Source organism: Aliiroseovarius sp. S2029, assembly GCF_023195575.1.
Classification (GTDB): domain Bacteria; phylum Pseudomonadota; class Alphaproteobacteria; order Rhodobacterales; family Rhodobacteraceae; genus Aliiroseovarius; species Aliiroseovarius zhejiangensis.
In genome coordinates, this window is record NZ_JALPQE010000006.1 from 126,070 (window position 1) to 137,508 (window position 11,439).

Genomic DNA, 11,439 nt, shown 5'->3' on the forward strand with positions numbered 1-11,439 from the left:
ACAGCATCAATCGGAGGCCACCATGACCGGATGGGGCGCGTATTTCCTGGCGTTTCTCGTGTTTTTCCTGACCCATTCCATTCCCGTCCGCCCAGCGGTGAAATCGCAGCTGGTCGGGGTTCTGGGGCCGCGCGGCTTTACGCTGGCCTATTCGGCGCTGTCAATTGCTGTGCTCGCGCTGGTGATCGTGGCCGCCGGGCGCGCGCCTGATGTGACGCTATGGCACTGGGAACCGTGGCAAAACCACGTGACGCTGACCGTGATGTTTCTTGTCTGCGTGATCGCGGCACTGGCGCTTGGCCGCCCCAATCCGCTGTCTTTCGGGGGCGCGCAGAACGACCGGTTCGACCCCGACCACCCCGGCCTGATCGGCTGGATGCGCCATCCCCTGTTGGTCGCGCTGTTTCTCTGGGCCTTTGGGCACATGGTTCCCAATGGCAACTTGGCCCACGTGATCCTGTTCGTGGTGTTTGCAGGTTTTGCCCTTCTGGGAATGTGGATCATCGACCGGCGCAAGAAGCGCATCCTGGGCCCGGATGAATGGTCACGGCTGGCCGATACGCGGCGCGAGATTGCCGTGACCCCTAACGGCCTGATCCGCGTCGGCATTGCGGTGGCGTTCTATGCCCTTCTGCTGTGGCTGCACGGCCCGGTCATCGGCGTCGAGCCGCTGTTGTAACCGGGGCATCGCGCGCGGCGTCGCGCGGGGTCAGGCCAAACTCGGCGCGAAAGGCGCGGGCGAAGGCGCTCGCATCGCCATAGCCTGCGCGCAGCGCCACCTCGGCAATCGAGGTGCCGCCTTCGGCCAGCATCCGTTTCGCCGCATTCAGCCGCAACCGGCGATAGACCTGCCGGGGCGTGGCCCCGAAGTGACGCGCGAACCGCTGTTCCAGATCGCGCAACCGGCAGCCCGAGCGACGGGCCAGATCCGGGATGGTCAGGGGCGTTTCGATATGCGCCTCCATCTCGCGCAGGCAGACCTCGACCCGGCGGTCGCCGCGCACCCGGGTCAGGGCATGGGGCGTGGTCATGCTGTCGGACATGAACAGCTGCGTGATTTCCAACAAAAGCGCCGCGCCGTGATCGTCCTTGATCAGGTCACAGGCCAGCTCATAGGCCGCCATCCCGCCGCTGCATGTGATCCGGTGGCGGTCCTTCACCCAGCGGGCGCGTTCAACCTCGATTGTCGGGAACCGTTCGGCAAACGCGTCCAGCAGGTCATAGTGGATGGTGGTCCGCCCGCCGTCCAGCAGCCCCGCCGCCGCCAAAAGCCAGCCCCCTGTATCAACCCCGGCCATGGTTTGAAACCGCCCGGCCAGCACGCGCAGGGTCTTGGCATTGCCCGGCGTGGCATGGGCCTGATAATCATAGCTCGCCACAGCAAACAGAATATCCCCCGGCCCCAGATCCGACAGCCGCACCGTCGGCATCACCGGCAAGCCGCTGGAGCTGTGCACCACACCGTTCTCCGGCGCACCGATCTGCCATTCATAGGCCTGCCGACCCAGCAGCATGTTGGCCGCCCGCAACGGTTCCAACAGGTTGGCAAGCGCCAGATTCGAGAAGCGATCGAACAGCAAAAAACCGATACGGCGTGGTTTCTGGGTGGATTTCGACCAAATCTGCATAATTTTGATTAATTCTGCATAGCACTCCCGTCAATCCCGGACATCATAAATGAACACGTGAACCAGATGCCGAGGACACCATGCCGCTCTCCATGAACACCGACGTTTTCATCACCTGCGCCGTGACGGGGTCAGGCAGCACGCAGGATCGGTCCCCCCATGTGCCGCGCAGCCCCAAGCAGATCGCCGACAGCGCGATTGCTGCTGCGAAAGCGGGTGCTGCCATCGTGCATTGCCATGTGCGCGACCCCGAGACGGGGACGCCTTCGCGCGATCTGAAGCTCTATCGTGAAGTCACGGACCGCATCCGCGATGCCGACGTGGACGTGGTCCTGAACCTGACTGCCGGCATGGGCGGCGACATCACCTTCGGCCCCACAGACGCGCCCCTGCCGGTGAACGATGCGGGCACCGACATGATCGGCGCGGCCGAACGCGTGGCCCATGTGGCCGAATGCCTGCCCGAAATCTGCACGCTGGATTGCGGCACCATGAACTTCGCCGAGGCCGATTATGTCATGACCAACACCCCCGGCATGTTGCGCGCCATGGGGCAGATGATGACCGACCTTGGCGTGAAACCCGAGATCGAGGCCTTCGACACCGGCCATCTGTGGTTCGCCAAGGAGTTGGTGAAAGAAGGCGTGTTGGACGCCCCTGCCCTTGTGCAACTTTGCATGGGCGTGCCGTGGGGGGCGCCCGACGATCTGAACACTTTCATGGCGATGGTGAACAATGTGCCGGACGACTGGACGTTCTCGGCCTTTTCGCTGGGGCGCAACCAGATGGCCTATGCCGCCGCCGCCGTGCTGGCGGGCGGCAACGTGCGCGTGGGGCTTGAGGATAACCTGTGGCTGGGCAAGGGCGAGCTTGCGACCAACGAACAGCTTGTTACCCGTGCGCGCGGCATCATTGAGGGCATGGGTGCCCGCTTGATTGGCCCGGACGAGGTGCGCAAGAAACTTGGCCTTGTAAAAAGGGCACCCAAATGAAGGCGGCCATCATTGGCGGCGGCGTCATCGGTGGCGGCTGGGCCGCGCGGTTTTTGCTGAACGGATGGGACGTGGCCGTGTTCGACCCCGACCCCGAGGCCGAACGCAAGATCAGCGAAGTTCTGATGAACGCCCGCCGCGCCCTGCCGGGGCTTTACGACACCGCGCTTCCGCCGGAAGGCAAGCTGACCTATCACAGTGATCTAGCCCAAGCAGTTTCGGGTGCCGACTGGGTGCAGGAAAGTGTGCCGGAGCGGCTGGAGTTGAAGCACAAAGTGCTCGCCGATCTGATGCAACACGCGCCCGGCACCGCAATCATCGGATCGTCAACATCAGGCTTCAAACCCTCGGAACTGAACGAAAAAGGCGCGCGTGCGATTGTCGCGCATCCGTTCAACCCGGTCTATCTTCTGCCCTTGATCGAACTGGTCGGCGACGCAGAGATCTGCAACCGTGCATCTGACATCCTCAGCGACATCGGAATGTTCCCCCTGAAGGTCCGCAAGGAAATCGACGCCCATATCGCCGACCGCTTTCTTGAAGCTGTCTGGCGCGAGGCGCTCTGGCTGGTCAAGGACGGCATCGCCACTACCGAGGAAATCGACGAGGCAATCCGCATGGGATTCGGCCTTCGCTGGGCGCAGATGGGCCTGTTTGAAACCTACCGCGTTGCGGGTGGCGAAGCGGGCATGAAGCACTTCATGGCGCAGTTCGGCCCCTGCCTCAGCTGGCCGTGGACCAAACTGATGGACGTGCCGGAGTTCACCGATGAACTGGTCGACCTGATCGCGGACCAATCCGATGCGCAATCCGGCCATATGTCGATCCGCGAGTTGGAACGTCTGCGCGATGACAACCTCGTGTCGATCCTGCGCGCCTTGAAGGCGCGCGGTCCGGGGTCTGGTGCGGGCCGCGTGATCCGCGACCACGAAACGGACCTGTGGCCCCCGCTGGACGACACCGCCCCCCTGCGCACGGTCACCCGTGACGTGCCCATCGACTGGACCGATTACAACGGCCACATGAACGAAGGGCGTTATGGACAGGTGTTTTCGGACGCTGCGGACCGCGTGATGGCCCACGTGGGCGCGGATGCAGATTACATCGCCTCGGGACTGAGTTATTTTACCGCCGAGACCCACATCAAGTATATGGATGAATGCCACGCGGGCGAAGCGGTTTACGTCGACAGCACTGTGACGCTTGGCGAGGGCAAGAAGCTGCGCCTGTGGCACGAGATGCGCCGTACGGCTGACGACAGTCTTCTGGCCACCTGCGACCAGTTCCTTCTGCATGTGGACCTGACCACCCGCAAATCCTGCCCACCCCGCGCCGATGTGGAAGCCCGCGTTGAAACACTGGCGGCCCTGCACGCGAGAGGAACAACCTGATGCATTTCGGATTGTCAGAAGAACAGGACATGATCGTCTCGACGGTGCGCAGCTTTGTCGAGAAAGAGATCTATCCCCACGAAGATCTGGTCGAACGCACCGGCCAGGTGCCCCACGAGTTGGGGCAAGAGATCAAGCAGAAGGTTATCGACCTTGGCTTCTATGCCTGCAACTTTCCCGAAGAGGTGGGCGGCGCGGGGCTGAGCCACCTCGATTTCACCCTTGTCGAACGCGAGCTTGGACGTGGGTCGATGGCGCTGACGCATTTCTTCGGACGACCCCAGAACATCCTGATGGCCTGCACAGGCGATCAGCGCGAGCGATACCTTCTGCCCGCCGTGCGGGGCGAAAGGATGGACGCGCTGGCGATGACCGAACCGGACGCCGGATCAGACGTGCGGGGCATGAAATGCTCGGCTGTGCGGGATGGCGGCGATTGGGTGCTGAACGGATCGAAACACTTCATCTCTGGCGCTGAACATGCTGATTTCTTTATTGTTTTCGTAGCAACAGGTGTTGATGACACCCCGCGCGGACCGAAGAAGCGCATCACCTGTTTCCTTGTCGACCGCGGCACGCCGGGGTTTGAGGTGCGCGACGGCTATGCCTCGGTTAGCCATAAAGGTTACAAGAATTGCATCCTTGATTTCGACAATTGCCGCCTGCCCGACGCCCAAGTGCTGGGCGAGGTTGATGGCGGCTTTGCGGTGATGAATGAATGGCTTTATGCCACCCGCCTGACAGTGGCGGCCTTCTGCGTTGGGCGCGCGCGGCGCTGCTTTGATATGGCGCTGAACTATGCTGCCGAACGCAAGCAATTCGGCCAACCCATCGCCAAGTTCCAAGGCGTCAGCTTTCAGGTCGCCGACATGATCACCGAAATCGACGCGGCAGACTGGCTGACGCTGGCTGGCGCGTGGCGGCTGGACCAGAACCTGCCCGCCAACCGCGAAATCGCCTCTGCCAAGCTCTACGCCTCCGAAATGCTGGCCCGCGTGACGGATACCACGCTGCAAATCTTCGGTGGCATGGGCCTGATGAACGACTTCCCAATCGAACGTTTCTGGCGCGACGCCCGCGTCGAACGCATCTGGGACGGCACATCCGAAATCCAGCGCCACATCATCAGCCGCGACCTGTTTCGCCCCCTGGGAGCATGAGATTCAATGCCTTCGGCGAGGATATTTGAAGCCAGAAGAAACGCAGGAGGACCCATCAGATCCCCCCGCGCGTTGAAACACCTGATTGTGCTTCTCCTGGCGCGGTCATCGGCGTCCCCGCCTGTACCGCTCGTTCCTTTTGCACGGACAAGGTTAATAAATCGTTGCTTCTTCTGGCCAGAAATATCCCGGGGGGAATTGGCCAACGGCCAAGGGGGGCAGCTCCCCCGCACCATCCACCCATTCGCCCGTGGGTGCGATCATGCAACCTGATCTCTCACGTCTGCTGCGGCCCAGGTCGATTGCCGTCATTGGCGGCGGCGCGTGGTGTGCGAACGTGATCGAACAGTGCCACAAGATGGGTTTCGCCGGTGATATCTGGCCGGTCCATCCCAACCACGATGCGCTGGCCAATCTGCGTGCTTACCCGTCTGTCGATGCTTTACCAGGCGCACCTGATGCCTGTTTCATCGGCGTCAATCGGCACGCGACGATCGAGGTGGTCCGCGCGCTGCGTGGTCGTGCAGCAGGTGGTGCGGTCTGTTTCGCATCGGGCTTTGCCGAAGCCAGCAGCGAATGTGCCGCAGGGGCGTCGCTTGCGGCGGATTTGCTGGGCGCGGCAGGCGATATGCCGATCCTTGGTCCCAATTGCTATGGGTTTCTGAATTACCTTGAAGGTGTGGCCCTGTGGCCGGATCAGCATGGCGGCATCCCCTGCCAAAGCGGTGTGGCGCTGATCACCCAAAGCTCGAACATCGCGATCAATCTAACCATGCAAACGCGTGGATTGCCCGTGGCCTATGTGGTCACGGCGGGCAATCAGGCGCAGGTCGGGTTGGCACAGATCGGTGCGGCCCTGCTGGATGACCCTCGGGTCACCGCGCTTGGTTTGCATATCGAAGGGGTCGGCGACATCCGCGCGCTGGAGGATCTGGCCGCAGGGGCACGCAAGCTGGGCAAACCGATTATCGCGCTGAAGGTCGGGCAGTCCGATCACGCGCGGGCGGCAACGATTTCGCACACGGCATCGCTTGCGGGAAGTGACGCGGGCGCGCGGGCCCTGTTTTCCCGCCTTGGCATTGGGCAGGTCACATCTCTGCCCGCCTTTCTTGAGGCATTGAAGCTCGTCCATGTAGCCGGGCCGCTTGCATCAAGTCGTGTGGCCGCGATGTCCTGCTCGGGGGGCGAGGCGAGCCTTGTCGCAGATGCGGCCCACGGAAAAGACATCTGCTTTCCACCGCTGGACACCGCCCGCGCCGCCCGCTTGCGCACCGCCTTGGGGCCGATGGTCGCGCTGGCCAACCCTTTGGATTACCACACCTATATCTGGGGCGATGCCCCTGCCATGGCCGAGACATTCACCGCCATGATGGCCCCGGACCTGGGATTTGGGTTTGTGGTGCTGGACTTTCCGCGTGGCGATCGCTGCTCGGCGGCGGATTGGGATGTGGTGATCGACACCGTCAAACACGCCCACGCAGCAAGCGGGGTGCCGATGGGCATCGTTGCCACGTTGTCCGAGAACATGCCCGAGCCGGTGGCCCGGCATTTGGTCGAGGCCGGAATCGTGCCCTTGTGCGGTCTTGACCATGCGATGGACGCGATCGAGGTCGCCGCTGCCCTTGGCCGTCCGCACACCCGGCCCGAACCAGTGTTTCTGGCCGAACCGCAGGGCACCGAAACGCTGAACGAGGCACAGGCCAAGGTGGCTCTTGCCCATCATGGCGCGACCATTCCGCGCGCCCATCGTGCCGACAGCCCCGACAAGATTGCCCGTCTGGCCCGCGATATCGGCTTTCCGGTCGTTTTGAAGGGCGAAGGGCTGGCACACAAGACCGAAGCAGGCGCGGTTAAACTGAACCTGGCGGACGGCGATGCAGTGCGCGCCGCCGCCGCGTCGATGACCTGCGACGGTTTTCTGGTTGAGGAAATGATAACCGACGCCATTGCCGAGCTGTTGATCGGTGTCACCCGCGACCCGGCGCATGGGTTTGTGCTGACCGTCGCGGCGGGAGGTGTCCTGACCGAGCTTTTGCAGGACAGCCAGTCGCTTCTGGTGCCCGCAACCCGGGCCGAGGTTCGCGACGCCCTGATGCGGCTGAAGATCGCCCCGCTGCTAATGGGCTATCGCGGGACCGCGCCCGCCGCGCTGGAGGCTGTGCTTGACACCGTGATGGCCGTTCAGGCTTTTGTCATGGCATCACCCGCGCATGAGATCGAGATTAACCCCCTGATCGTGACCGCCGACCGTGCTGTGGCGGCGGACGCCCTGATCCGGATTGAAGGAGACAGTTGAATGACCGATACCCCCATCAAGACCCACCGCGACGGCCATGTGCTTGAGGTCACGCTGGATCGCCCCAAGGCCAATGCCATCGACCTTGCCACCAGCCGCATCATGGGCGAGGTGTTCACCGATTTTCGCGATGACCCCGACCTGCGCGTGGCGATCATCACCGGCGCGGGCGACAAGTTCTTTTGCCCCGGATGGGATTTGAAAGCGGCGGCAGATGGTGACGCGGTTGACGGTGATTACGGGCTGGGCGGGTTTGGCGGCTTGCAGGAGCTGCGCGGGTTGAACAAGCCGGTGATTGGTGCCGTGAACGGCATCTGCTGCGGCGGCGGGCTAGAGCTTGCCCTGTCTGCCGACATCATTCTGGCCGCTGATCACGCCAGCTTTGCCCTGCCTGAAATCCGTTCCGGCACCGTGGCCGATGCCGCCAGCATCAAGCTGCCCAAACGCATCCCCTATCACATCGCGATGGAGATGCTGTTCACCGGTCGCTGGCTGGACGCGGACGAGGCCGCACGCTGGGGCTTGATCAATCACATCCATCCGGCCGCCGACCTGATGGCCGAGGCACGCAGGATGGCCGCGCTTATCGCGTCTGGCCCACCGCTCGTCAATGCGGCAATCAAGGAGATCGTGCGCGAGGCTGAGGACATGAAATTCCAGGACGCAATGAACCGGATCACAAAGAGCCAGTTTGAAACGGTCGAAAAGCTCTATCGGTCCGAGGATCAGCTGGAAGGCGCCCGCGCTTTCGCCGAAAAACGCGATCCGATCTGGAAGGGCAAGTGACGGCTCAGAACACCACGTTCAACATGACCAGTGACACGATCAGAAAGATCACCGTCATCACGCCGCCGCTTTTGACGAAGTCTTTCACCTTGTAGCCCGCAGGTCCCATGATCAGCGCGTTTACCTGATGGGTCGGGATGATGAAGGAATTTGACGTGGAGATCGCCACCGTCAGGGCAAACAGCGCCGGGTCCCCCCCGGCGGCGACCGCTATGGACACCGCCAGCGGCACTAAAAGCACCGTCGCCCCGACATTCGACATGACCAGCGAAAACGCGGTGGACAGAACCGCAATCCCGGTCTGCAAAGACCAAAGCGGCCAGCCGTCAAGAAGCGTCAGGATCTGCTGGGCGATCCATTCCGCCGTGCCCGTGTTCTGCACCGCCTGCCCCAGTGGAATAAGGCTTGCCAGAAGGAAGACCGTGTTCCAGCCGACCGCCTGATAGGCCTCGTCGATCGAGATCACGCGCGCCAGCAGCATCCCGACCGCGCCGGTCAACAGACAAAGAGACAGGCGAATGTCGGTGAACAGGATCATCGAGATCGAGATGGCGAAGAACAGAAGTGCCCAGCCGACCTTGTGGGGGCGCAGCTCCTCTTGCGGGAAGTCCGATGTGATGATGACGAAATCCCGGTTTTCCTTCAATCGGGTCAGGTTATCCCAGCGGGTATGGGCCACCAGCATGTCACCCACCTGAAACTTCACCAGTCCGATGGCGGTGGGCTTGTGATCTTCGGTTTCCACATGGCTCAGCGTTTCCTCGCCCCGGTGAATTGCCAAAAGCGACAGGCCATAGGTCTTGCGCAGCAAAAGTTCACGCGGGGATTTGCCGATCAGCTTGCTTTCGGGGGGGATGACGATCTCGGCGATGCCTGCATTGGTGGGGGCAAACTCTTCTGCGAACACATCGAGTTCCGGAAAGATCGACAGACCGTATCTTTTGGCGAATGTCTCGACCACCGACTTTTTCCCGATGATCGCCAACCGGCACGGGGCGGCGATCTCGGCCGTCAGCACCTGCACCATCGAGGTTTTGCCGCGATAGAAGGTCGAGATGATGTATAGGTTGTTTTCAAGGTTCACATCCGCAAGGATCTGCCCGACCAGCGGGCTGTTGGCAGGCACGTCAACCTCGTACACATTGGCTTTGATGCCATAGACCCGTTTCAGATAGGCCGACATACCCTGCCCCACGGACGCCCGGTCGGCAGAGGCCTGCTCGGGCAGCACCCAGCGCCCCAGAAGCAGGAAATAGAGAATACCGCTCAGGATCAGAACCGCGCCGATGGGGGTGACAGAAAAAAGCCCAAAGGCCGGAATTTGCTGCGCGTCAGGCAAGCTGGTGTTCGCGGTCTCGATCAGATCGTTCAGCAGGATCAGGGGGGACGAGCCGACCATCGTCATGGTGCCGCCAAGGATCGCGCAGAAGCCCATCGGCATCGCCAGTCGGTTTAGCGGAATGCCCGAGCGGGTCGAGATGCGGCTGATCACCGGCAAAAACAACGCCGCCGCGCCCACATTCTGCATGAAGCTGGAAATCACGCCCACGGTGGCCGCGACGATGGGCTGAATGCGCGCCTCGGTCGCGCCGCCGCGCTTCATGATCGTGGCGGCGACCTTGTTCATCAACCCGGTCTTGTCCAGCCCCGCCCCCACAATCATCACTGCGATGATCGAGATCACAGCGTTCGAGGCAAACCCGTCAAACAGGTGACTGACCTCGGCCAGATTGGACATGGCGGGGATATAGCTCAGGATACCCAGGATCACGAGGATCAGGATGGCGGCCAGATCGATCCGTACGACTTCGGTCACGAACAGGAAAACGGTGAAGGCCAGCATTGCGCAGACGACACCCATCTCAAGCGAAAAGGCCAATGTTTCCATGCTGTCCCCCCATGGTGTGCCACGATCCTTGCGCCGTGATCATCACCCATATCTTAACTTAGGGGGAACGTCCGCCTGAAATCAAATTCTAAGGACTTCAACGCAAGATGTGCGTGGGTCAGGCCATGGCTCATCGCGCTGCGCGCCCCGCGCAGTCGCGCACGCGCCTGCGGATCGGTGTCGTTTCGATCCGGGAACTTTTTGTCAGGGGCCGCGTTGACCCCCCATGAAACAGAAACGAACTACAAAATTGGTCCCGATCGCCTTTGCGATCACCGCCGCCTCGGCCCTGTCGGCAATGGCCTTGCAGAGCTTGCCAGATACGGGGGCAAATCCGGGCCTGCGCCCTGAACTTGCCCTGCCTGCCGCCTTTGACCCGGATCTTGTGGGTCGGGGCGCGGGTCAATTGAACATCTATGAACACGACCTCAACCCGATCCTGGGTGCCCCGGTTTATGACACGGCACGCAATTTCGCCGGGCACGTGGCCGAATTGATGGTCAGCGCCGAGGGCGACGTTCGCGGTATGGTCCTGACCGTGCCGCAGGCGGATGGCGTCAAAGTCAAGCGCGTCGCCGCCCAGGCATCGGAGTTTTCAGTGATCGACCCGACTGTGGGTGAAGTCGTCGTGCTGACCAACATCGCGCAGGCCGAACTGCAGGACCGGCCGGAGTTTGCTCCCGACTACGCCACGGATTTTCATTAACCCATCAAAGTCTTTTCATTGACCAATTGATAAAAAGAGAAACCCGGCAGCATGTCCCAGCTGCCGGGTTTCGTTCCGCGAGAAGGTTCGCTTACTTGGGCATGATCACCGCGTCGATCACGTGGATCACGCCGTTCGAGGCCTCGATGTCTGCCTGAACGACGCTTGCGCCGTCGATCTTCACACCGTCGGTTGCATCGACCATGGCCTTGGCACCATTCACGGTTTCGACATCCATGCTCTTGCCTGCGATGTCACCGGACATGACTTTGCCGGGCACCACGTGGTACGTGAGGATCGCGGTCAGCTGATCCTTGTTTTCAGGCATAAGCAACGTTTCGACCGTGCCTTCGGGCAAAGCTGCGAAGGCGTCGTCCGTTGGGGCGAATACGGTGAACGGACCTTCGCCTTTCAGGGTGTCGACCAAGCCTGCGGCCTCAACCGCAGCGACCAGCGTGGTGAAGCTACCGGCACCGACTGCGGTGTCAACGATGTCCATGGAGTGGTTGTCGGCCATGGCCGGGGTGGCCAGAAGCGCGGCGGTGGTGATCGAAAGAAAGGTTCTGCGAAGCATGTTATTTCCTTTTCTGTA

At 61.8% G+C, this 11,439-nt stretch carries 10 protein-coding genes; 7 read left to right on the forward strand and 3 right to left on the reverse strand.

Annotated features, from left to right (window positions below; translation table 11 throughout):
• The first annotated feature begins 22 nt into the window (after window positions 1–22).
• Window positions 23–679 carry an NnrU family protein gene (locus MUY21_RS13420; RefSeq protein ID WP_248410855.1) on the forward strand — a complete coding sequence of 219 codons (657 nt, stop codon included), beginning with the start codon at window positions 23–25 and terminating at the stop codon, window positions 677–679.
• Here the strand turns inward: MUY21_RS13420 and MUY21_RS13425 are convergent.
• The gene (locus MUY21_RS13425; protein ID WP_248410856.1) at window positions 654–1,628 is read right to left on the reverse strand and encodes a helix-turn-helix domain-containing protein; all 975 of its coding nucleotides are present in this window, start codon (window positions 1,626–1,628) and stop codon (window positions 654–656) included. The two genes, MUY21_RS13420 and MUY21_RS13425, sit on opposite strands and share 26 nt — an antisense overlap.
• 80 nt (window positions 1,629–1,708) lie before the next feature.
• On the opposite strand from MUY21_RS13425, the gene MUY21_RS13430 reads away from it, so the two are divergent.
• The 5 genes from MUY21_RS13430 to MUY21_RS13450 all read left to right on the forward strand — a co-directional run bounded on the left by MUY21_RS13430 (window position 1,709) and on the right by MUY21_RS13450 (window position 8,253).
• A complete protein-coding gene (locus MUY21_RS13430; protein WP_248410857.1) occupies window positions 1,709–2,620 on the forward strand; it encodes a 3-keto-5-aminohexanoate cleavage protein in 912 nt (303 codons plus the stop codon).
• Entirely contained in the window at window positions 2,617–4,011 is a 1,395-nt protein-coding gene (locus MUY21_RS13435; protein WP_248410858.1) for a carnitine 3-dehydrogenase, read from the forward strand. Before MUY21_RS13430 ends, MUY21_RS13435 begins: the two co-directional genes overlap by 4 nt.
• Entirely contained in the window at window positions 4,011–5,171 is a 1,161-nt protein-coding gene (locus tag MUY21_RS13440) for an acyl-CoA dehydrogenase family protein (protein ID WP_248410859.1), read from the forward strand. Before MUY21_RS13435 ends, MUY21_RS13440 begins: the two co-directional genes overlap by 1 nt.
• Window positions 5,172–5,433: 262 nt before the next feature.
• Window positions 5,434–7,467: an acetate--CoA ligase family protein gene (locus MUY21_RS13445; protein WP_248410860.1), complete on the forward strand. Its 2,034-nt coding sequence runs from the start codon at window positions 5,434–5,436 to the stop codon at window positions 7,465–7,467.
• Window positions 7,468–8,253, forward strand: coding sequence for a carnitinyl-CoA dehydratase (locus MUY21_RS13450; protein ID WP_248410861.1), 786 nt, complete (start codon window positions 7,468–7,470; stop codon window positions 8,251–8,253). It abuts the gene before it with no gap.
• Window positions 8,254–8,257: 4 nt separating this feature from the next.
• On the opposite strand, the gene MUY21_RS13455 is transcribed toward MUY21_RS13450, so the two are convergent.
• Window positions 8,258–10,141 carry an SLC13 family permease gene (locus MUY21_RS13455; RefSeq protein WP_248410862.1) on the reverse strand — a complete coding sequence of 628 codons (1,884 nt, stop codon included), beginning with the start codon at window positions 10,139–10,141 and terminating at the stop codon, window positions 8,258–8,260.
• A gap of 226 nt (window positions 10,142–10,367) precedes the next feature.
• Between MUY21_RS13455 and MUY21_RS13460 the strand changes: the two genes are divergently transcribed.
• Window positions 10,368–10,847: a hypothetical protein gene (locus MUY21_RS13460; RefSeq protein WP_248410863.1), complete on the forward strand. Its 480-nt coding sequence runs from the start codon at window positions 10,368–10,370 to the stop codon at window positions 10,845–10,847.
• A 91-nt stretch (window positions 10,848–10,938) separates the two neighbouring features.
• On the opposite strand, the gene MUY21_RS13465 is transcribed toward MUY21_RS13460, so the two are convergent.
• On the reverse strand, window positions 10,939–11,421 hold the full coding sequence (locus MUY21_RS13465; protein WP_248410864.1) for a fasciclin domain-containing protein: 483 nt from the start codon (window positions 11,419–11,421) through the stop codon (window positions 10,939–10,941).
• Window positions 11,422–11,439: the final 18 nt, after the last annotated feature.

Bases quoted from the DNA above. Each gene is read 5' to 3' on its own strand.
- MUY21_RS13460 (WP_248410863.1), top strand. From the start codon at position 10,368: ATGAAACAGAAACGAACTACAAAATTGGTCCCGATCGCCTTTGCGATC.
- MUY21_RS13440 (WP_248410859.1), top strand. From the start codon at position 4,011: ATGCATTTCGGATTGTCAGAAGAACAGGACATGATCGTCTCGACGGTG.
- MUY21_RS13455 (WP_248410862.1), bottom strand. From the start codon at position 10,141: ATGGAAACATTGGCCTTTTCGCTTGAGATGGGTGTCGTCTGCGCAATG.
- MUY21_RS13430 (WP_248410857.1), top strand. From the start codon at position 1,709: ATGCCGCTCTCCATGAACACCGACGTTTTCATCACCTGCGCCGTGACG.
- MUY21_RS13420 (WP_248410855.1), top strand. From the start codon at position 23: ATGACCGGATGGGGCGCGTATTTCCTGGCGTTTCTCGTGTTTTTCCTG.
- MUY21_RS13425 (WP_248410856.1), bottom strand. From the start codon at position 1,628: ATGCAGATTTGGTCGAAATCCACCCAGAAACCACGCCGTATCGGTTTT.
- MUY21_RS13435 (WP_248410858.1), top strand. From the start codon at position 2,617: ATGAAGGCGGCCATCATTGGCGGCGGCGTCATCGGTGGCGGCTGGGCC.
- MUY21_RS13465 (WP_248410864.1), bottom strand. From the start codon at position 11,421: ATGCTTCGCAGAACCTTTCTTTCGATCACCACCGCCGCGCTTCTGGCC.
- MUY21_RS13450 (WP_248410861.1), top strand. From the start codon at position 7,468: ATGACCGATACCCCCATCAAGACCCACCGCGACGGCCATGTGCTTGAG.
- MUY21_RS13445 (WP_248410860.1), top strand. From the start codon at position 5,434: ATGCAACCTGATCTCTCACGTCTGCTGCGGCCCAGGTCGATTGCCGTC.